At 71.0% G+C, this 21,494-nt stretch carries 16 protein-coding genes; 13 read left to right on the top strand and 3 right to left on the bottom strand.

Going from position 1 to position 21,494, the window contains the following annotated elements; all coding sequences use genetic code 11:
- Window positions 1–87 precede the first annotated feature (87 nt).
- Window positions 88–1,086 carry an aldo/keto reductase gene (locus ACGFRF_RS07640; RefSeq protein ID WP_393737707.1) on the bottom strand — a complete coding sequence of 333 codons (999 nt, stop codon included), beginning with the start codon at window positions 1,084–1,086 and terminating at the stop codon, window positions 88–90.
- Between the two features lie 76 nt (window positions 1,087–1,162).
- Here ACGFRF_RS07640 and ACGFRF_RS07635 point away from each other — a divergent pair, with 76 nt between their 5' ends.
- The 6 genes from ACGFRF_RS07635 (at window position 1,163) to serA (ending at window position 11,258) form a co-directional block, all read left to right on the top strand.
- Complete coding sequence (locus ACGFRF_RS07635; RefSeq protein WP_393737706.1) at window positions 1,163–2,140, top strand: 2-hydroxyacid dehydrogenase; 978 nt, start codon at window positions 1,163–1,165, stop codon at window positions 2,138–2,140.
- Between the two features lie 376 nt (window positions 2,141–2,516).
- On the top strand, window positions 2,517–5,579 hold the full coding sequence (locus tag ACGFRF_RS07630; protein ID WP_393737705.1) for a putative bifunctional diguanylate cyclase/phosphodiesterase: 3,063 nt from the start codon (window positions 2,517–2,519) through the stop codon (window positions 5,577–5,579).
- Window positions 5,580–5,929: 350 nt separating this feature from the next.
- A complete protein-coding gene (locus ACGFRF_RS07625; RefSeq protein ID WP_393737704.1) occupies window positions 5,930–7,780 on the top strand; it encodes an acetolactate synthase large subunit in 1,851 nt (616 codons plus the stop codon).
- Window positions 7,781–7,800: 20 nt separating this feature from the next.
- Window positions 7,801–8,325, top strand: coding sequence for an acetolactate synthase small subunit (ilvN, locus tag ACGFRF_RS07620; RefSeq protein WP_016432494.1), 525 nt, complete (start codon window positions 7,801–7,803; stop codon window positions 8,323–8,325).
- Between the two features lie 119 nt (window positions 8,326–8,444).
- A complete protein-coding gene (ilvC, locus tag ACGFRF_RS07615) occupies window positions 8,445–9,443 on the top strand; it encodes a ketol-acid reductoisomerase (protein WP_393737703.1) in 999 nt (332 codons plus the stop codon).
- Between the two features lie 225 nt (window positions 9,444–9,668).
- The gene (gene serA, locus ACGFRF_RS07610; protein ID WP_393737702.1) at window positions 9,669–11,258 is read left to right on the top strand and encodes a phosphoglycerate dehydrogenase; all 1,590 of its coding nucleotides are present in this window, start codon (window positions 9,669–9,671) and stop codon (window positions 11,256–11,258) included.
- Window positions 11,259–11,321: 63 nt separating this feature from the next.
- Here serA and ACGFRF_RS07605 read toward each other — a convergent pair whose 3' ends face one another.
- Window positions 11,322–12,857 carry an MFS transporter gene (locus ACGFRF_RS07605; protein WP_393737701.1) on the bottom strand — a complete coding sequence of 512 codons (1,536 nt, stop codon included), beginning with the start codon at window positions 12,855–12,857 and terminating at the stop codon, window positions 11,322–11,324.
- A gap of 98 nt (window positions 12,858–12,955) precedes the next feature.
- Between ACGFRF_RS07605 and ACGFRF_RS07600 the strand changes: the two genes are divergently transcribed.
- Window positions 12,956–13,540, top strand: coding sequence for a TetR/AcrR family transcriptional regulator (locus ACGFRF_RS07600; protein WP_393737700.1), 585 nt, complete (start codon window positions 12,956–12,958; stop codon window positions 13,538–13,540).
- Window positions 13,541–13,724: 184 nt separating this feature from the next.
- Here the strand turns inward: ACGFRF_RS07600 and ACGFRF_RS07595 are convergent, their stop codons facing one another.
- Window positions 13,725–15,005 (bottom strand): PucR family transcriptional regulator, encoded by a 1,281-nt coding sequence (locus tag ACGFRF_RS07595; RefSeq protein ID WP_393737699.1) that lies wholly within the window; start codon window positions 15,003–15,005, stop codon window positions 13,725–13,727.
- Between the two features lie 163 nt (window positions 15,006–15,168).
- Between ACGFRF_RS07595 and ACGFRF_RS07590 the strand changes: the two genes are divergently transcribed.
- The 6 genes from ACGFRF_RS07590 (at window position 15,169) to ACGFRF_RS07565 (ending at window position 21,299) form a co-directional block, all read left to right on the top strand.
- Complete coding sequence (locus tag ACGFRF_RS07590) at window positions 15,169–16,095, top strand: proline dehydrogenase family protein (RefSeq protein ID WP_393737698.1); 927 nt, start codon at window positions 15,169–15,171, stop codon at window positions 16,093–16,095.
- A gap of 39 nt (window positions 16,096–16,134) precedes the next feature.
- Window positions 16,135–17,766, top strand: coding sequence for an L-glutamate gamma-semialdehyde dehydrogenase (gene pruA / locus ACGFRF_RS07585; protein WP_393737697.1), 1,632 nt, complete (start codon window positions 16,135–16,137; stop codon window positions 17,764–17,766).
- A gap of 147 nt (window positions 17,767–17,913) precedes the next feature.
- Entirely contained in the window at window positions 17,914–18,453 is a 540-nt protein-coding gene (locus ACGFRF_RS07580) for an aminoglycoside 2'-N-acetyltransferase (RefSeq protein ID WP_393737696.1), read from the top strand.
- A 254-nt stretch (window positions 18,454–18,707) separates the two neighbouring features.
- The gene (locus tag ACGFRF_RS07575; RefSeq protein ID WP_107080646.1) at window positions 18,708–18,839 is read left to right on the top strand and encodes a hypothetical protein; all 132 of its coding nucleotides are present in this window, start codon (window positions 18,708–18,710) and stop codon (window positions 18,837–18,839) included.
- Between the two features lie 84 nt (window positions 18,840–18,923).
- On the top strand, window positions 18,924–19,967 hold the full coding sequence (locus tag ACGFRF_RS07570) for a 3-isopropylmalate dehydrogenase (RefSeq protein WP_393737695.1): 1,044 nt from the start codon (window positions 18,924–18,926) through the stop codon (window positions 19,965–19,967).
- A gap of 243 nt (window positions 19,968–20,210) precedes the next feature.
- Window positions 20,211–21,299, top strand: coding sequence for a branched-chain amino acid aminotransferase (locus ACGFRF_RS07565; protein WP_393737694.1), 1,089 nt, complete (start codon window positions 20,211–20,213; stop codon window positions 21,297–21,299).
- Window positions 21,300–21,494: the final 195 nt, after the last annotated feature.

The following is a 21,494-nucleotide window of genomic DNA, read 5'->3' as shown; positions in this document are numbered from 1 at the left end:
GCCCCGCTCGGGTTCCCGATCCGCGAGAACCGATCGCCGGAACCGACGAGAACCGGGAAGGACCCGGCCGCGGCCCCCACGGCCACCTCAGTCCCACGATCCCAGAGCAGCCGGCAGACCGGACACCTCCGCCAGGTCCTCCTCGGTCAGCCGGAGCCCGGCCGCGGCCGCGTTCTGCGTGGCCCAGCGCTCCCGCTTGGTGCCCGGCAGGGCGATCACCTGCCGGCCCTGGGCCAGGACCCAGGCCAGCGCCACCTGAGCAGGGGTGACGTCCTCGCCGTGGCGCCGCGCGATCCGGCGCAGGCCCGCGACGATCGGCTGGTTGGCCGCCATCATCTCGGCCGTGAACCGGGGGTGGCGGGCCCGTACGTCGTCCGGTTCGAAGCCCTCGCCGGGCCGCAGCGTCCCGGTCAGGAAGCCGTTGCCCAGCGGCATCGCCGCGAGGAAGCCCACGCCCCGCGCCTCGCACCACGGCAGGAGCGTGGCCAGCGCCTCCGGCGACCACACCGACAGCTCCGCCTGCACCGCGCTCACCGGGAACACCTGCTGCACGCGCTGCAGTTGGCGCAGGGTGGTGTCGTGCAGCCCGGCACCGAAGCGGCGCCCGCCGCGCGCCCCCACCGCGCACAGGCCCAGCGCACGCACCTTCCCGGCCCGCACCAGCTCGGCCATCGCGCCCCACGTCTCCTCCACCGGCACCTCCGGGTCGGCCCGGTGCAGCTGGTAGAGGTCGATCACGTCCGTCTGCAGACGGCGCAGCGAGGCGTCGCAGGCCCGCTTCACATATCCCGGGCGGCCATTGGCCACGATGTGCTGCTCGCCCACCAGCAGTCCCACCTTCGTGGACACGAAGGCGTCCCCGCGCCGCTCCTTGAGCACCCGCCCCAGCAGCAGCTCGTTGGTGAACGGGCCGTACATGTCCGCCGTGTCCAGCAGGGTCGAGCCCAGGTCCAGCGCCCGGTGCACGGTTCTCAGCGACTCGTCGCCCCGCTGCCGTGACCCGCTGTAGGCCCAGCTCATCGGCATGCACCCGAGTCCGACGGCCCCCACCGCGAGCGCCCCCGCGCCGATCGTCCTGCGCTCCACCTGCTCGTGAACCTCCCTCTGCCCGGCCCCCAACCTAACCTCTGCGCCCCCGGCCCCCTGACATAGCCTCCATGCCATGAGTGCAGACGTATGGCTACCCATCGCGCCCGAGGAGATCGAGGGGCTCCCCGAAGGGCCCCGGTACCTGTTCTGGGACGGGGGCGAGGACGGTGACCAGGCCTTTCCCGGCGACCCCGCCGACTGCGCCGTGTACGTGGTGCCGTACATGAAGCGGTGGCCGGTCAAGGTCCGCCCGCTGGAGTTGCTGACGAACGTGCGGGTCATCCAGACGCTCACGGCGGGCGTCGACGACATCACGGCGCGGCTGTCGTCGATCGTGCCGGGCGTGCAGCTGTGCAACGCGCGCGGAGTGCACGAGGCGAGCACCGCCGAACTCGCGCTCACCCTGACCCTCGCCGCCCTGCGCGGCGTCCCCGGCTTCGTCCGGGCCCAGCAGGAGGAGCGCTGGGAGAGCCGGTTCCACCCCTCCCTGGCCGACAAGAACGTCCTCATCGTCGGCTACGGCTCCATCGGTGCCGCCATCGAGGACCGGCTCGCACCCTTCGAGGTCGCGCGGGTGGCGCGCATCGCGCGCTCCCGGCGCACCACGGCGCGCGGTCTTGTGCACCCGATCACCGATGTGCTTTCCCTGCTCCCCGACGCGGACGTCGTGATCCTCTCCACCCCGCTCACTGAGGTCACCCGGGGTCTCGTCGACGCCGATTTCCTGGCCAACATGAAGGACGGGGCGCTGCTTGTGAACGTCGCGCGCGGGCCCGTCGTCGACACCGAGGCGCTGCTCGCCGAGCTGGGGCGCGGCCGGATCACCGCCGCCCTGGACGTGACGGACCCCGAGCCGCTGCCGCCCGGACACCCCTTGTGGCAGGCGCCCGGCGTGCTCATCAGCCCGCACGTGGGCGGCCCCTCCTCGGCCTTCCTGCCGCGTGCCAAGCGGCTGCTCGTCGACCAGTTGACCCGCTTCGTGAACCAGGAGCCCCTGCGGAACGTGATCCTTACGACGGACGACGACACGGTGGGATCAAGCGGGCGGTAATCCGCTTCCGGCACCCTCCGCAATCTTTCGGACGCGGCCCGTGCCCGCATCGCCGCTGGTCGTCACGGAGCGTAGAGAAGCTATGTCCCTGAGTGACGATCCTGGTGTATCGTCCCGACAGGGGCTGCGCCGCTGACCGTTCGGCGCCGGGGATGGACATTTCAGATTTGTGAGGGGGGCGACGGGCGATGCACGGCCTATGGACGAACGATCCGACGCGGCGGAGCCGCCGACGGCGACCCTGGCGCTCGGCCACGCGCAGGCGCGGCCACCACACCAGCCACCACCAGCGCCGGCACAGCGGCCGCAGGAGGCATGCCCACCCGGCGCAGCGGGACCGTCGGGACCCGGGAGCGGCGCGGACCGGGAGGCCCCGGTGAGCGCGCCGCCCTCTGTGTCGAGCACCCTCGACGGTGCGGTGCGCGCACCGCACCCGCAGGACGCGCCGCCGCCCGCACGGCCGCCCGCCCGTGAGGGTACGCGACTGAGGGAGCAGCTCGTCCTCGCCCTGATCTGCGCGGCCTACGCCGTCGGAGCCGCGTTCGACTGGGGGACCGAGGAAGTCGCGCTGGTCATGGGCGACTTCGGGCTGAGCGCCGCGGCGGGCACCGCCTGCGTCTCGTGCTTCCTGTACGCCCGCAGCGCACGCGTGCGATTCCGGTCCGCCTGGCTGCTGTTCGCCCTCTCCTCGGCGATGGCGGCGCTGGGCAACGCGGTCTGGGGCTGGTACGAGGTCGTCCTGGCCCGGCCCGTGCCCAGCCCCAGCTACGCCGACCTGTTCTTCCTGTGCTTCGCGCCGCCCGCCATCGTGGGCCTGCTGGTCCTCGCCAAGCGTCCGGTGACGCGAGCGGGCTGGATCTGCCTGGCGCTGGACGCCTGGTTGATCGGCGGCTCGCTGCTCACCCTGTCGTGGAGCCTCGCGCTCGCCCAGGCGGCCCGCATCGACGGGTCCAGCGTCTCGCACACCGCGCTGTCGCTCGCGTACCCGCTGCTCGACATCGCGCTCGTCAGCATGGTCCTCGCGCTGCACTTCCGCCGTGCCCCGGGCAACCGCACGGCGGTGAACACGGCGATCGGCGCGCTCGCGCTGACCGTGATGTGCGACGCGCTGTTCACCTCGCCGCTGCTGCACAGCAGCTACCGCTCCGGACAGTTGCTGGACGCGGGCTGGTTCGCCGGTTCGCTGCTGCTCGCCTACGCCCCCTGGGTCGCGCGCCGGCAACGCAGCGCGCAGGAGGAACGCGCCTCCGACGGGCACACGCGCGTGGTCCACGAGCACCTGCCCGGACAGCGCGGCACAGGCCGCCGGCATCCGTCCCTACCCGCCCCGGCAGGTGACCACAGCCGGTACCCGGCCGGACGGCCGATCACCGGCTCCCTCGCCGCGCTCACCCCGTACCTCGCCGCGGCCGTGTGCACCCTGGGCATCCTGTACAACGTCCTCAACGGCCGCAGACCCGATCACGTGGTGCTGATCACCGCGGGGGCCGTCGTGCTCGCGCTGGTCATCCGCCAGGGCATCATGCTGCTGGACAACATCACCCTCACCCAGGAGCTGGCACAGAAGGAGAACCACTTCCGCTCCCTGGTGCAGGGCTCCAGCGACGTGATCATGATCGCCGCGCCCAACGGCATCCTGCGGTACGTCTCGCCGGCCGCCGCCGGGGTCTACGGGCGGTCCGCCGAGGAGCTGGTGGGTACGGAGCTGGCCGCGCTCATCCACCCGGAGGACCTGGGTTGTGTGGTGCACGAGGTGCGCCGGTTCCTCGCCGCCAGCCCGGTGGAGGAACCCACCACGCGCATCGAGTGCCGGTTCCGCTCCGGCGACGGCGGCTGGCTCAACGTCGAGTCCACCGTCAACCGCCACCACGGCGGACTGATCTTCAACAGCCGGGACGTGACCGAGAGAGTGCGGCTGCAGGCGCAGTTGCAGCACAACGCCGAGCACGACCCGCTGACCGACCTGCCCAACCGCGCGTTGTTCACCAAGCGCGTGCAGCAGGCCCTGTCCGGCCGCCGCGCCACCGACCGGGGCGCCGCCCTGCGCGGCACGGCCGTGCTCTTCATCGACCTGGACGGCTTCAAGGCCGTCAACGACACGATCGGGCACCAGGCCGGGGACGAACTGCTCGTCCAGGCCGCCCGCAGGCTCCAGGACGCGGTCCGGCAGGGGGACACCGCCTCCCGGCTGGGCGGCGACGAGTTCGCGGCCCTGATCGTCGGGGACGGCACCCGCGACCGTGCCGCCCGGGAGCGGAACATCCTGGAGCTGGCCGACCGCCTCCGGGTGACCCTCTCCCAGCCGTACGCCATCGACGGCAACGATGTCCGGGTCAACGCCTCCATCGGCGTCGCCTTCGCCGAACCGGGACTGGGCGCCGGTGAGTTGCTGCGCAACGCCGATCTGGCGATGTACCGTGCGAAATCGGCCGGGAAGGGCCGCGTCGAACTGTACAGACCGCAGATGCAGCAGGACGTCGTGCGCAAGGCGGAGCTGGCCACGCGGCTGCGTGCCGCGCTGCACGACGGCGAGTTCGCGCTGCTGCACCAGCCGGTGGTGTGCCTGGAGAACGGCCGGATCACGGCCGTCTCGGCGCAGGCGCGCTGGCGCTCCTCCCAAGGGGTGCTGTTCACGCCGGCCGAGTTTCTGCGGGTCGCCGAGGACGGCGACAAGACCGCCGAGCTGGACCGCTGGATCCTCGAGGAGGCCGTGGAGCAGGCCGCCGAACGGGCCGCCACCGGACTCGTGGTACCCGTGGCGGTACGGATGAGCGCCCGGCGGCTGCTGGACCGTTCGACGCCGCTGGGCTCCGTGGAGGCGCTGCTGAGCCGGCACGGGCTGCCGCCCGGGGCGCTGGTCGTCGAGCTGTCCGACACCGATCCCCGGATCTCCTTGGAGGAGCTGGAGCGGCGACTGACCGCGCTCAGCAGGCTCGGGGTGCGGATCGCGCTGGACGGGTTCGGCAGCGGCTCCGCGGCCATCACCGCTCTCAGGCGGCTGCCCGTGGACATCCTCAGGCTCGACCGCAGCCTGGTCGAGGGGGTGGTGGAGTCCGCGCGCCTGCACAAGATCACCGCTGGGCTGCTGCGGATCGCCGGCGATCTGGGGCTGCAGTCCGTCGCCGAGGGCGTGGATCTGCCGGACCAGGTGGTCGCGTTGCGCGCGATGGGCTGCACGCACGGGCAGGGCATGGCGTTCGCCGGAGCCCTGGACGAGTACCGGCTGCGCCGGGCGCTCGGATCCGGCCATTATCCGGTGCCCCACGCACCGGCCGGACCGGCCTTCGCGGGCGGCGCGAGAGAGCCGCAGGGGCGTGTCGGTGTCGAGGGCGCGTGGGCGTCGTCCCGTGCGAGCGAAGCCGAGAGCGGGGGAACGCGGAGGCCCGAGGGTCTGAGCACGGTCGTGGCCTCGACGCCGACGGTGGCGCCCCGGAGGTGAACGAGCGAGGGAAAGGGCACGGGGTGCACACCGGGGGTGTCCCCGCTGTCTTCGGAGGCGGCAGTGCCCTTCGTTCACATGATGAGACTCCCGTCCCACCTACTTGACACGTGGTGCGTGCCGGGGGGAGGGTCAGTGCCATGCGCACCCGAATTCTCGTACTTGGACAGCGCGTCGGCTGAGCTGGGACGCACCGGAGGACGATCCGGAATCCCCAGCGACCTCACCGGCGCGCTCCCCTCGCTTGCCTTTCGGCACGAGGGGTTTTTTGTTGCACGAGCGCCTTTCGTGCAGCGCTTGAACTCCGCCCGAACCTCGCAAAAACCCTCAGCATCGAGAAGAGAATGCCGATGACCGAGCAGGCCACCGGGGCCCACCATCCGCAGCCGCGGCCCCGTTCCGGAGGACAGCAGTCCGCCCCCGTCGAGCACGTCACGGGTGCGCAGTCCCTCATCCGCTCCCTCGAGGAGGTCGGCGCGGACACGGTATTCGGCATTCCGGGCGGCACGATCCTTCCGGCGTACGACCCGCTGATGGACTCCAGCCGAGTGCGTCACGTCCTGGTCCGGCACGAGCAGGGCGCCGGCCACGCCGCCACCGGCTACGCGCAGGCCACCGGCAAGGTGGGCGTCTGCATGGCCACCTCGGGACCCGGTGCGACCAACCTGGTCACCCCGATCGCCGACGCCAACATGGACTCGGTGCCGCTGGTCGCGATCACCGGGCAGGTGGTGTCCTCCGCGATCGGCACGGACGCCTTCCAGGAGGCGGACATCGTCGGCATCACCATGCCGATCACCAAGCACAGCTTCCTGGTCACCAAGGGCGAGGACATCCCGCGGGTGATCGCGCAGGCGTTCCACATCGCCTCGACCGGCCGTCCCGGACCGGTCCTGGTCGACATCCCCAAGGACATCCTCCAGAAGAAGACCGTCTTCTCCTGGCCGCCCGTCATGGACCTGCCCGGCTACCGCCCGGTGACCAAGCCGCACGCCAAGCAGATCCGCGAGGCCGCCAAGCTGATCACCGCTGCCCGGCGGCCGGTCCTGTACGTCGGCGGCGGCGTCCTGAAGGCCCAGGCCACCGCCGAGCTGAAGGTCCTCGCCGAGCTGACCGGCGCCCCGGTCACCACCACCCTGATGGCGCTCGGCGCCTTCCCCGACAGCCACCCGCAGCACCTGGGCATGCCCGGCATGCACGGCAGCGTCGCCGCCGTCACCGCGCTCCAGAAGGCCGACCTGATCGTGGCCCTCGGTGCCCGCTTCGACGACCGCGTCACCGGCAAGCTGGACAGCTTCGCCCCCTACGCCAAGATCGTCCACGCGGACATCGACCCGGCCGAGATCGGCAAGAACCGCGCCGCCGACGTGCCGATCGTCGGCGACGCCCGCGAGGTCATCGCCGACCTGGTCCAGGCCGTCCAGAAGGAGCACAGCGACGGCCACCAGGGCGACTACACCGCCTGGTGGAGCGACCTGAACCGGTGGCGCGAGACCTACCCGCTCGGCTACGACCAGCCCGGGGACGGCTCGCTCTCCCCGCAAGCGGTCATCGAGCGCATCGGGCAGCTCGCCCCCGAGGGCACGATCTTCGCGGCGGGCGTCGGCCAGCACCAGATGTGGGCCGCGCACTTCATCCAGTACGACACCCCCGCCACCTGGCTGAACTCCGGCGGCGCCGGGACGATGGGCTACGCGGTCCCGGCCGCGATGGGCGCCAAGGCCGGGCAGCCGGGCCGTACCGTCTGGGCGATCGACGGCGACGGCTGCTTCCAGATGACCAATCAGGAGCTGACCACCTGCGCCCTGAACAACATCCCGATCAAGGTCGCCATCATCAACAACGGCGCCCTCGGGATGGTCCGCCAGTGGCAGACCCTGTTCTACAACCAGCGTTACTCCAACACCGTGCTGCACAGCGGCCCCGACGACATCAACCCCGAGGCCAAGGGCACGCGCGTGCCGGACTTCGTGAAGCTGTCCGAGGCGATGGGCTGCGTGGGCCTGCGCTGCGAGCGCCCCGAGGACCTGGACAAGGTCATCGCGGAGGCGAACTCCATCAACGACCGCCCGGTCGTCGTCGACTTCATCGTCCACGAGGACGCGATGGTGTGGCCGATGGTCGCCGCCGGCACCTCCAACGACGAGATCATGGCCGCCCGGGACGTCCGCCCCGACTTCGGCGACAGCGAAGACGACTGAGCGAGGAAGAGCAGAACACCATGTCCAAGCACACGCTCTCCGTCCTGGTGGAGAACACGCCGGGCATCCTCGCCCGGATCGCCGCCCTGTTCTCCCGCCGCGGCTTCAACATCGACTCGCTCGCGGTCGGTGTCACCGAGCACCCCGACATCTCCCGCATCACCATCGTCGTGGGCGTCGAGGACCTGCCGCTCGAGCAGGTGACCAAGCAACTCAACAAGCTCGTCAACGTGCTGAAGATCGTCGAGCTGGAGCCGGGCCAGGCCGTTCAGCGCGAACTCGTCCTGGTGAAGGTCCGCGCCGACAACGAGACCCGCTCCCAGATCGTGGAGATCGTCCAGCTGTTCCGCGCCAAGACCGTCGACGTCTCCCCGGAGGCCGTCACCATCGAGGCCACCGGATCCAGCGAGAAGCTGTCCGCCATGCTCAAGATGCTCGAGCCGTACGGCATCAAGGAGCTGGTGCAGTCCGGCACGATCGCGATCGGCCGCGGCGCCCGTTCGATCACCGACCGGTCGCTGCGCGCGCTCGACCGATCTGCGTAAGGCTGAATACGGGCGGTCGGTGAATCGCCGCCCGCCCGTATGCCGAGACCCCGAAACTTCCCTTCCCCCACCGGCATACGGTGGGACGCACCATCTGCACACCAAGGAGAGAACCCAAAGTGGCCGAGCTGTTCTACGACGCTGACGCCGACCTGTCCATCATCCAGGGCCGCAAGGTCGCGGTCATCGGTTACGGCAGTCAGGGCCACGCCCACGCGCTGTCGCTGCGTGACTCCGGTGTCGACGTCCGCGTCGGTCTGCACGAGGGCTCGAAGTCCAAGGCCAAGGCCGAGGAGCAGGGTCTGCGCGTGGTGAGCCCGGCGGAGGCGGCCGCCGAGGCCGACGTCATCATGATCCTCATCCCGGACCCGATCCAGGCCCAGGTGTACGAGGAGTCCATCGCGCCGAACCTGAACGACGGCGACGCGCTGTTCTTCGCCCACGGCTTCAACATCCGCTTCGGTTTCATCAAGCCCCCGGCCGGCGTCGACGTCGCCCTGGTCGCCCCGAAGGGCCCGGGTCACCTGGTGCGCCGTCAGTACGAGGAGGGCCGTGGCGTCCCGGCGATCGCCGCTGTCGAGCAGGACGCCACCGGAGGCGCCTTCGCGCTGGCGCTGTCGTACGCCAAGGCCATCGGTGGTACCCGCGCCGGGGTCATCAAGACGACCTTCACCGAGGAGACCGAGACCGACCTGTTCGGTGAGCAGGCCGTGCTGTGCGGTGGTACCTCCGCCCTGGTCAAGGCCGGCTTCGAGACCCTGGTCGAGGCGGGTTACCAGCCGGAGATCGCCTACTTCGAGTGCCTGCACGAGCTGAAGCTGATCGTGGACCTCATGTACGAGGGCGGTCTGGAGAAGATGCGCTGGTCGGTCTCGGAGACCGCCGAGTGGGGCGACTACGTCACCGGTCCGCGGATCATCACCGACGCCACCAAGGCCGAGATGAAGAAGGTCCTCGCCGAGATCCAGGACGGCACGTTCGCCCAGAACTGGATGGACGAGTACCACGGTGGCCTGAAGAAGTACAACGAGTACAAGCAGCAGGACTCCGAGCACCTGCTGGAGACCACCGGCAAGCAGCTGCGCAAGCTGATGAGCTGGGTGAACGAGGAGGCGTAAGCCTCATGTCAGGGGCCGGGGCGGACTGCTCCGGCCCCTGTTGTCCACCCCGTCCAGCCACGGACGGGTGATCCTTCCGCGGAGGCGCATGACGACCTCCGTCACGCCACTAGACTGCTGCACAACACGCGTCAGGCCCACAGCGTCGTGCGTCTTCCGCGGCTAGCCCCTCCACCGCCTGCGGCCGTCGGGACGGCCGTCCGCATTGGACTTGTGAGGACTCACGTGAGCTCGAAACCCGTCGTACTCATCGCTGAAGAGCTGTCGCCCGCGACCGTCGACGCGCTCGGCCCGGACTTCGAGATCCGGCACGCCAACGGAGCCGACCGAGCCGAACTGCTCCCCGCCATCGCCGACGTCGACGCGATCCTGATCCGTTCCGCCACCAAGGTCGACGCCGAGGCCATCGCCGCGGCGAAGAAGCTCAAGGTCGTCGCACGAGCCGGCGTCGGCCTGGACAACGTCGACGTCTCCGCCGCCACCAAGGCCGGCGTGATGGTCGTCAACGCCCCGACCTCCAACATCGTGACCGCCGCCGAGCTGGCCTGCGGTCTGATCCTCGCCACCGCCCGCAACATCCCGCAGGCCAACGCCGCGCTGAAGAACGGCGAGTGGAAGCGCAGCAAGTACACGGGCGTGGAGCTGGCCGAGAAGACGCTGGGCGTCGTGGGCCTCGGCCGCATCGGTGCCCTCGTCGCGCAGCGCATGTCCGCCTTCGGCATGAAGGTCGTCGCCTACGACCCCTACGTGCAGCCCGCGCGGGCCGCGCAGATGGGCGTCAAGGTGCTCTCCCTGGACGAGTTGCTCGAGGTCTCCGACTTCATCACCGTCCACCTGCCCAAGACCCCCGAGACCCTCGGCCTCATCGGCGACGAGGCGCTGCGCAAGGTCAAGCCCGGCGTGCGCATCGTCAACGCGGCCCGTGGCGGCATCGTGGACGAGGCGGCGCTCTACGCGGCGCTGAAGGAGGGCCGGGTCGCCGGTGCCGGCCTCGACGTGTACGCCAAGGAGCCCTGCACCGACTCCCCGCTGTTCGAGCTGGACCAGGTCGTGTGCACCCCGCACCTCGGCGCGTCCACCGACGAGGCCCAGGAGAAGGCGGGTATCGCGGTCGCCAAGTCCGTCCGCCTCGCCCTCGCCGGCGAGCTGGTGCCGGACGCGGTGAACGTCCAGGGCGGTGTCATCGCCGAGGACGTCAAGCCCGGTCTGCCGCTGGCCGAGCGCCTCGGCCGCATCTTCACCGCGCTGGCCGGTGAGGTCGCGGTCCGCCTCGACGTCGAGGTGTACGGCGAGATCACCCAGCACGATGTGAAGGTGCTGGAGCTGTCCGCGCTCAAGGGTGTCTTCGAGGACGTCGTCGACGAGACGGTGTCGTACGTCAACGCCCCGCTGTTCGCGCAGGAGCGTGGCGTCGAGGTCCGCCTGACCACCAGCTCGGAGTCGGCCGACCACCGCAACGTGGTGACCGTGCGCGGCACGCTGGGCACCGGCGAGGAGGTGTCGGTCTCCGGCACGCTGGCCGGCCCCAAGCACGTCCAGAAGATCGTCGCGGTCGGCGACTACGACGTCGACCTCGCGCTCGCCGAGCACATGGTCGTCCTGCGCTACGAGGACCGTCCGGGTGTCGTGGGCACCGTCGGCCGCATCCTCGGCGAGGCGGGCATCAACATCGCCGGCATGCAGGTCGCCCGCGCGACGGCGGGCGGTGAGGCGCTGGCGGTGCTGACCGTGGACGACACGGTGGCCTCCGGCGTTCTGGCCGAGCTTGCCGCGGAGATCGGGGCGACGTCGGCCCGGTCGGTGAACCTGGTCTGAGCCACCCGTGCCGAAACGCCGGACGGGCTGAGGTTTCTCAGCCCGTCCGGCGTTTTTCCTGCCCTACGACTCGCTCTCCCCGGCCGGGAGCCTCCGCAGCGTCACCGCCGCTCCCGCCGCAGCCAGCGCCAGGGTCACCGCTCCGGCGACCGCCACCCCGTGCATCCCGCCGGTGAAGGACTCCCGGGCCGTGGTGAGCAGTGTCTCGCCGGTGCGGCCGGGCAGGCGGGCGGCCGTGGCCAGGGCGCCGCCCAGGGTCTCGCGGGCCTCGGCCGGGGCCGTGGCCGGCATCTCGTGGCGGTAGACGGCCGTGCCGATGGAGCCCAGGACCGCCATGCCGAGGGCGCCGCCGAACTCGGCGCTGGTCTCCATGAGGGAGGAGGCCGTGCCCGCCCGCTCCACCGGGGTGCCGCCCATGGCCATGTCGGTCAGCTGGGACATGATCGCGACCACCCCGCAGGCGAGGACGCCGGCCGCGGCCAGCACCAGCCACAGGGAATCGGTGCCGGTGAAGGCGAGCAGCGCGTAACCGGCCGCGGCGACCGCGAAGCCGCCGGCGACGACGTACGCCCGGTTGACGCCCCGCTGGACCAGCTGGGTGGTGAGCGGTGCGGCGACCCCGATGAACACCGACGGGAGCAGGCTCCACAGTGCGGCCGACAGCGGGCTCTTGCCGAGGACCGACTGCAGGTACTGCGTGGTGAAGATGGCCGAGCCCATCATGCCGAACGCGGACACGAGGTTCAGGACCAGTGCCGGGGTGAAGCCGTGGCCCCGGAGGAGGGCCGGCGGGATCAGCGGGGAGCCGGCGGTGCGCTGCCGGTGGACGAACAGGGCCGCGAAGAGCAGGCCGACGGTGATCGAGACGACGTACACCGGGTGCCAGCCCTCGGAGGGGATCTCCTTCAGGCCGTAGACCACGGGGAGCACGGCGGCCATCGACAGCGGGACGCTCGCCCGGTCGAAGCGGCCGGGCTCGGGGTTCTTCGACTCCGGCAGCAGCACGGGACCGAGGATCAGCAGCAGTGCCATCGCGGGCAGGTTGACCAGGAAGACCGAGCCCCACCAGAAGTGCTCGACGAGGACGCCGCTCATCACCGATCCGAGGGCGACACCGCCGGTCATCACGCCGGACCACACTCCGATCGCCTTCGCCCGCTCGGCGGGGTCGGTGAACATCGTGCGCACCAGGGCCATCGTGGACGGCATCAGGGTCGCGCCGCCGATGCCGAGGATCGCGCGGGCGGCGATCAGGGTCTCGGCGCTGTTCGCGTAGGCCGCGAGGAGCGAGGCGGCGCCGAAGGCCGCGGCGCCGAGGAGCAGGAGCTTGCGCCGGCCGACGCGGTCGCCGAGGGAGCCCATCGTCATCAGCAGGCCGGCCAGGACGAAGCCGTAGATGTCGAAGATCCACAGCTGCTGGGTGCCGCTGGGGTGCAGATCCGCGCTGATCGCGGGGGTGGCGAAGTACAGGACCGAGACGTCCATCGAGACCAGCAGCAGCGGCAGCATCAGCACGCCCAGAGCGGTCCATTCACGGCGTCCGGCGCGGAGGGGGGAGGTCGGGGGCGTGGTCGGGGTGGCGCTCGTCCGGTTCGTCATGGCGATGAATGTACGCACGTCTTAAACATCTGTCTAGAACGATTGTATAATTCGGTCGTATAGGACGCCTGTATGGATCGCGGGGTACGCTGAGCGGCATGGGACACCGTGAGGATCTGCTCGAGGGCGCCAAGCGCTGCCTGCTGGAGAAGGGTTTCCTGCGCACGACCGCGCGGGACATCGTCAAGGAGTCGGGCACCAACCTGGCGTCGATCGGCTACCACTACGGGTCGAAGGACGCGCTGCTCGTGCAGGCGTACATCTCCCTGATCGAAGACGTCGGTGAGGGCTTCGAACCCGGCCTCGGCAGGGAGATGACGCAGCCCCCGGGCTCGCCGGAGCGCTTCCAGGAGGTGTGGGGCGCCATCATCCGCACGGTCCCCGAGGCACGGGCGATCTGGCTGCTGAGCTTCGAGCTGATGTTCCAGGACGAACGGATCTCCGAGGTGCGCAAGCTGCTGGCCGAGGCGCAGAAGGCGGGCCGTTCGGGGCTGGTATCCCTGTTCCGGGAGATCCCCGAGGCCGATGTCGACCAGGAGTCCGCCGAGACCGAGGGCCGCTTCTACATGACCCTCCTCAACGGCCTCATGGTCCAGTGGCTCTTCGACCCGGACTCGGCGACCACCGCCGAGCAGCTCACCGAGGGCCTGCGACGGGTGGTCCGGGAAGCCGCGAAGAACTGACCCTGCCGTCCTGGGGCTCCGTGCCCCGCGCAGGTTCTGGGGGAGACGGACCGATGGACCTGTGGGCCGGACCCGCTCCCAAAGCCCTGATCGAGACGCCCGCTGCGGACGCCGAGGCGGCGGTGCTGGTCATCGGCGGCGGGTGAGGCCGCCCTCCGCGATATCGTCACCACCGGTCGGGTGGCTACAGCCGGGCCCGCTTCAACGCCATGTGCAGCAGCAGCCGGTCCTCCCCGTCGTCCAGGTCGAGCCCGGTCAGCTGCTCCACCCGGGACAGGCGGTAGTACAGCGTCTGCCGGTGGATGCCCAGCTCGGCGGCGGTGCGGCCGGCCTGTCCGGCGCAGTCGAGGTAGATCTCGGCGGTGCGGGCCAGCTCCCGGTGGACGGGGGAGAGCAGCGGGCCGACCACGGGATCGTGCGCGGACTGTGGGGGCAGCGCGGTCAGCAGCCGGTACGGCCCGATGCGCGCCCACTCCGCGACCGGACCGAACCGCGGCTCGGCCAGCGCGGCGCGCGCGGCGGCCAGCGCCTCCTGCCAGACCGTGCCCAGCTCGGCGAGGCCGGTGCGCGGCTCGCCGACCCCGGCGGCGAACCCGGCAGCCGCGCCGGCCCCTGCGGGCCCGCCGAACCTCGCGGCCACGGCGGCGGCCGTACGCGCCCCGGTTCCCCGCGACTTGGCACCCCCCGCCCCCTCGGCCTCCTTCAGCAGCCGTGCGGCCGCCGTCAGCGCGGGTGTCACCACGTCCGTGCTGCGCAGCCGTACCAGGACCGCGAGGCTCAGGCCCGTCGCGCCCCACGGCAGCGTGCACAGCGCCGTCGCGTGCGGGACCGTACGCGGGGAGGGGGCGTCGTCCGGGTCGGCGGAGGGCCAGGGGGCGAGGCAGACCAGCGTGTGCGGGCCGTCCGCGCGGGGGCCCAGGGCGGTGCGCAGTTCGGTCACCGCCATGTCCCGCTGCCAACCGCGTTCCGCGGTGAGCACCGCCCGCAACTCGCGGCTCAGCCCGGCCCCGGCCTCCGCCTCGTCCGCGAGCAGCGCGCCGATCCGGTCCGCCACCCGCATGGCGGCGGCCAGCTGGGCGTCCGTCGGCCCCGGGTCGCCGTCCAGCAGCCAGACGTAGCCGAGGACGACACCCCGATGGCGTACCGGCAGGCAGATGCGGCCGCGGTAGACCCCGGCCTCCGGGCTGGGCGGGATCCGCACCGGCCCGGTCGCCCGCGTGATGCCGAAGCCCTCGAACCAGGCCCGGACGGTCGCCGTGGAGCGCCGGGTCAGGATCGAGCGGGTGCGCACCGGGTCCACAGCGGAGGCGTCCAGCTCGTCCTCGCTGTCGTACGCGCCGAAGGCGATCAGCTCGAAGTCGCGGTTCTCCAGGGTCGCCGGAACGCCCAGCAGCTCCGAGATCTCGTCCACCAGCTCCTGGTAGTCACCCTTGTAGGCCGCCGTCACCCGGGCATTCTCCCGCATTTCTCGCCGCCTTCATACATCTGTCTGAGATCCTGGGCACGGATGCGTGACAGCTGTCGATGGCTGACGATCGGAGAGATCCTTAGATTTCACGGTGGTTCTCCGTGCCGTACCCGAATCGCCGGGTGCCGGCCGCTTCGGTGCTTGTCTGTGGAGGTGCCCCGTGCTGGGTCCCGTGATTCTCGCCGCGTCGCGCAGCGACCGGATGCGACGCCTGATCTCGGCGGCCCCGGTGACCAAGCAGGTCGTCGACCGCTTCATCCCCGGCGAGACCGTGGCCGACATCGTCCCGATCATCGAGGGGCTGACGGCCAAGGGCCTGGAGCTGACGATGGACGTCGTCGGCGAGGACATCACCACGCCCGAGCAGGCCACCGCCGCCCGGGACGCCTACCTGGAGCTGATCGACCACCTCAAGCTCCTGGAGCTGGGCGAGAAGGTCGAGATGTCCGTCAAGCTGTCCATGTTCGGGCAGGCGCTGGAGAACGGCCACGAGCTGGCGCTCGCGAACGTCCGCCCGGTCGTCGAGGCCGCCGCCGCCATCGGTACGACGGTCACCCTGGACGCCGAGGACCACACCACCCTGGACTCGATGTTCGCCATCCACGAGGAGTTGCGGAAGGACTTCCCGCAGACCGGCTGCGTCATCCAGGCCTACCTCTTCCGCACCGAGGCCGACGCCCGCCGCCTCGCCGCGTCCGGCAGCCGGGTGCGCCTCGTCAAGGGCGCCTACAAGGAGCCCGCCGAGGTCGCGTACCAGCAGAAGCACGAGATCGACAAGGCCTACGTGCGCATCCTGAGGACGCTGATGGAGGGCGAGGGCTACCCGATGATCGGGTCCCACGACCCGCGCCTGATCGCCATCGCCCAGGAACTGGCCCACCAGGCCGGCCGTAAGCTCGACGAGTACGAGTTCCAGATGCTGTACGGCATCCGCGGCGAGGAACACCTGCGGCTGGCCGCCGAGGGCCACCGCATGCGCGTCTACACCGCCTACGGAACCGACTGGTACGGCTACTTCATGCGCCGTCTCGCGGAGAAGCCGGCGAACCTGCGCTTCTTCCTGCGCAGCATGGTCAGCAAGGGCTGAGCCCGCACACCCGCTCACGTACAAGGAGTTACGGATCTCATGGACGCTGTGACCCAGGTCCCCACCCCGGTCAACGAGCCGGTGCACGGCTACGCCCCCGGCTCGCCCGAGCGCGCCCGCCTCGAGGCCAAGCTCAAGGAGCTGGCCGAGAACCCGATCGACCTGCCGATGACCATCGGCGGCGAGAAGCGGATGGGCGGCGGCGAGCCGTTCGAGGTGGTCCAGCCGCACAACCACAAGGCCGTCATCGGCACCCTGCGCCACGCCACCCAGCAGGACGCGAAGGACGCCATCGACGCGGCCCTCGCCGCCGCTCCCGCCTGGCGCGCGATGGCGTTCGACGACCGCGCCGCGATCATCCTGCGCGCCGCCGAGCTGCTGGCCGGCCCGTGGCGCGAGACGATCGCCGCCTCCACCATGCTCGGCCAGTCGAAGACCGCCCAGCAGGCGGAGATCGACACCCCCTGCGAGCTGGTCGACTTCTGGCGCTTCAACGTCCACTACGCCCGCCAGATCCTCGCCGAGCAGCCCCCGGCGAACTCCCCGGGCGTCTGGAACCGCCTCGACCACCGCCCGCTGGAGGGCTTCGTCTACGCGATCACGCCGTTCAACTTCAGCGCGATCGCGGGCAACCTGCCGACGGCCCCCGCCCTGATGGGCAACGTCGTCGTCTGGAAGCCGTCCCCGACCCAGACCCACGCGGCCGTCCTGCTCATGCAGCTGCTGGAGGAGGCGGGCCTGCCCAGGGGCGTCATCAACCTCGTCACCGGCGACGGCATCGAGGTCTCCAAGGTCGCTCTGGAGCACCGCGACCTAGCGGGCATCCACTTCACCGGTTCGACCAAGACCTTCCAGTACCTGTGGAAGACGGTCGGCGCCAACATCGAGAAGTACCGCTCCTACCCGCGCCTGGTCGGCGAGACCGGCGGCAAGGACTTCCTGGTCGCCCACCCGAGCGCCGACCGCGCGGTGCTGAAGACGGCCCTGACCCGGGGCGCCTTCGAGTACCAGGGCCAGAAGTGCAGCGCCACCTCCCGCGCCTACATCCCGGCGTCCATCTGGAACTCGGGCTTCAAGGAGGAGTTCGCGGCCGAGGTCGACTACCTGACCATGGGTGACGTCACCGACCTGTCGAACTTCCTCGGCGCCGTGATCGACGACCGTGCCTTCGCCAAGAACAAGGCCGCCATCGACCGCGCCAAGGCCGACCCGTCCTGCACGATCGTCGCCGGCGGCAGCTACGACGACTCGGTCGGCTACTTCGTCCGCCCGACCGTCATCGAGTGCACCGACCCGGAGAACGAGGTCTTCACGACCGAGTACTTCGGCCCGATCCTCGCGGTGCACGTCTACGAGGACGACAAGTACGACGAGATGCTGACCCAGATGGAGTCGGTGTCGGACTACGCCCTCACCGGTTCGGTCATCGCGAACGACCGCGCCGCGGCCGCGTACACGATGGAGAAGCTCCGGTTCGCCGCGGGCAACTTCTACATCAACGACAAGTCGACCGGCGCCGTCGTCGGCCAGCAGCCCTTCGGCGGCGGCCGCGCCTCCGGCACCAACGACAAGGCCGGTGCCCCCCAGAACCTCCTGCGCTGGACGCTGACCCGCGCCATCAAGGAGACCCTGGTCGCGCCGACCGACTACACGTACCCGCACATGGGCTGACCTCAGCCTCCTGAACACGGGCCGGGAAACCTGACATCGAGCAGGCTTCCCGGCCCGTCGCCATGTCCGCCCGGCCGGGGAACTCCTCTTGCTGGTCAAGCGTATTTCAGCGGTTGGATGTGGCGGGTGGAGTGCGACACTGGCCGCATGGCCCTCGACCTGCGTCTCGCCCACACGGCCGACCTCGGGCCCGCCGAACTGCGTACCGTGCGCTCCCTGTTGGACGACGCGTTCGACGGGGACCTCTCCGACGAGGACTGGGAGCACGGGCTCGGCGGGATGCACGTGCTGCTGCGGGACGGCGCCGGACTCGCCGCCCACGGGGCCGTCGTGATGCGCCGTGTCCGGCACCGCGGGCGCTGGCTGCGCACCGGGTACGCGGAAGCCGTCGCCGTCCGCGCCGACGTACGGCGGACCGGGCTCGGCGGCCGGGTCATGGCCGAGCTGGAGCGGGTGATCGACCGGGCCTACGACCTCGGCGCACTGTCCGCGAGCGACGAGGGCGCCCTGCTGTACACCGCCCGGGGCTGGCAGCGGTGGAGCGGCCAGGTGCATGCCCTGTCCCCGGACGGGATCGTGCGGCTGCCGGAGGAGGAAGGGGGCGTGTACGTGCGCCCCGCGCTCGCCGGCCCCCTCGACCCGGCGCATGAGCTGGTCTTCGACTGGCGGGACGGCGACGTCACCTGACCGCGAAAGCGCAGCTCAGCGCGGTGTGACCCAGTCCGCCGTCTCAGATAGTAGGAAGTCCGAGTAATTGTGCAGACAGGAACGGCCGGCTCCCTTAGTTTTGTAGGAGCCGAACGTCTCGCTCGATCCAGCGAATGGCGGTCGTAAGCCCGGCCTCGTGCAGGCAACCCCTGTGGCCGGTGCTCCCCGCCCCTTCCGGCGTCTCGTAACTCCTCACATTCCGCACTCCACGTTTGCCGAAGGAGTCGATTCCCATGCCCGAGACGACCGTCCGCCGCCGAGTCCGCCACGTGTCCCGCACGAGCGAGTCCGACCGCAAGAACGCCGCCGCCGCCCTCCAGCGCGCCCTCGACCGCCGGGACAACGGCGGCGAGACCGGCCACTGAGCCACATCGCCCAGGGCGCCACGCACCCTGTCCGCATGGCGGACAGAGCATGTCATTCTCTGGGACGAGGAGTAGGGTGCCCGCATGTCTCGCAGCATCGATCTCGCAGTGATCCCCGGTGACGGCATCGGCCAGGAAGTCGTGGCCGAGGGTCTCAAGGTCCTCTCCGCCGTCCTGCCGCAGGATGTGAAGCTGGAGACCAAGGAGTACGACTTCGGCGCCCGGCGCTACCACGCCACCGGTGAGACGCTCACCGACGCCGACCTCGACGCGCTCAAGCGGCACGACGCCATCCTGCTCGGCGCGATCGGCGACCCGTCGGTGCCGTCCGGCGTCCTGGAGCGCGGCTTCCTGCTCAAGCTCCGCTTCGCCTTCGACCACCACGTCAACCTGCGCCCGAGCAAGCTCCTCCCCGGCGTCGCCACCCCGCTCGCCGGTCAGCCGCAGATCGACTTCGTCGTCGTCCGCGAGGGCACCGAGGGCCCGTACACCGGCAACGGCGGCACCATCCGCAAGGGCACCGAGCACGAGGTCGCCACCGAGGTCTCCGTCAACACCGCCTACGGTGTCGAGCGCGTGGTCCGCGACGCCTTCGAGCGTGCCCAGGCCCGCCCGCGCAAGAAGCTGGCGCTGATCCACAAGAACAACGTGCTCACCTTCGCGGGCCACCTGTGGACCAACGTCTTCAACAAGGTGGCCGCGGAGTACCCCGAGGTCACCACCGAGTACATGCACGTGGACGCGGCGACCATCTACCTGGTCACGCAGCCCGAGCGGTTCGACGTGATCGTCACCGACAACCTCTTCGGCGACATCGTCACCGACCTCGCCGCGGCCGTCTCCGGCGGCATCGGCGTGGCCGCCTCCGGCAACATCAACCCCAGCCGGGAATTCCCGTCCATGTTCGAGCCGGTCCACGGCTCGGCTCCGGACATCGCCGGCCAGGGCAAGGCCGACCCCACCGCCACGGTCCTGTCCGTCGCCCTGCTGCTGCGTCACCTCGGCTACGACGCCGAGGCCGACCGGATCGACGCGGCGGTCGCCGCCGACCTGACCGAGCGCGCCGCGCTCGGCGCCCGCAGCACCGCGCAGATCGGCGACGCGCTCGCCGCCCGAGTAGCCGGCTGACCCGGCGCTCCACCCTCAGAAGCCGCCGGGTCACCACACCTGGCGGCTTCCCCGTGTCCCCGCCGGGTGCCACCATCGACCCCCTGGGCCGCTTTCACCCCGATTCCGTCCACCCGCGAGCCCCGCGCGATAATCGAACGCGGAGCCGCGGTATGAGGGAAAGCTCGGACGTCCTTGCACTGACGACTGGCAGTATGGGCGTGAGCGCGGCCCGTCACTACAACCGGTGAAGGACAACCACTCATGACGACGCCCACGATCGAGCTCAAGCCGTCCGCCCACCCGCTGGCCGCCGCGGAGCGCGAGGCGATCCTGGCCAACCCCGGATTCGGCCGCCACTTCACCGACCACATGGTGACGATCAAGTGGACCGAGGGCCGCGGCTGGCACGACGCGCAGCTCGTCCCGTACGGCCCGATCTCCCTCGACCCCTCCACCCATGTCCTGCACTACGGACAGGAGATCTTCGAGGGTCTGAAGGCGTACCGGCAGCCCGACGGCTCGATCGCGGTGTTCCGTCCCGAGGCCAACGCCCGCCGCTTCCGCAACTCCGCCCGCCGCATGGCCATGGCCGAGCTGCCCGAGGAGCTGTTCATCGCCGCGCTGGACGCGCTGCTCGGCCAGGACGCCGACTGGGTCCCGCCGCACGGTGGCGAGGAGTCCCTCTACCTGCGCCCGTTCATGTTCGCCACCGAGGCGGCGCTCGGCGTGCACCCGGCGAACGAGTACCTGTTCATGCTGATCGCCTCCCCGTCCGGCGCGTACTTCGCCGGTGGCGTCAAGCCGGTCACCATCTGGGTCTCCGAGGACCACGTCCGCGCCGTCCCGGGCGGCACCGGCGACGCCAAGACCGGCGGCAACTACGCCGCGTCCCTGCTGCCGCAGGCCGAGGCCGCCGCGCACGGCTGCGACCAGGTCGTCTACCTCGACGCGGTGACCCGCACCAAGGTCGAGGAGAGCGGCAGCATGAACGTCGCCTTCGTCTACGGCGACCGGATCGTCACCCCCGCCCTCACCGGCTCGATCCTGGAGGGCATCACCCGCGACTCCCTCCTCCAGGTCGCCCGCGACCTCGGCTACACCGCCGAGGAAGGCGTGATCACCCTCCAGCAGTGGCGGGAGGACGCCGCGTCCGGCGCCCTCACCGAGGTCTTCGCCTGCGGCACCGCCGCCGTGGTCACCCCGATCGGCCACGTCAAGACCAAGACGGACGGCTGGACCCACGGCGACGGCAACCCCGGCCCGGTCACCCTCCGCCTGCGCGAGGCCCTCCTCGGCCTCCAGCGCGGCATGACCGAGGACAAGCACAACTGGATGCACCGCATCGGCTGAGTCGACGGTCGGCTGATCCTGACCGTCGATCCGTACGTTCCCGCCTCGACGGCGATCAGCCCCTTGGACGGTGACCGGCGGTGGGGGGGCCGCGGCCGGGCGGGGGGGGGGCCCCCCGGCCCGGCGGGCAGGCCCCCCGCCCCCCCCCGGGGGGGGCGGTGAGGGGGGGGGAACAAACCCCCCCCCCGGGGGGGC

Origin of the sequence: Streptomyces sp. NPDC048521 (assembly GCF_043199855.1) — a bacterium.
In the GTDB taxonomy this organism is placed as follows: Bacteria; Actinomycetota; Actinomycetes; order Streptomycetales; family Streptomycetaceae; genus Streptomyces.
Note: the sequence above shows the minus strand (reverse complement) of the source record. Positions and strands in the feature narration are given on the sequence as shown.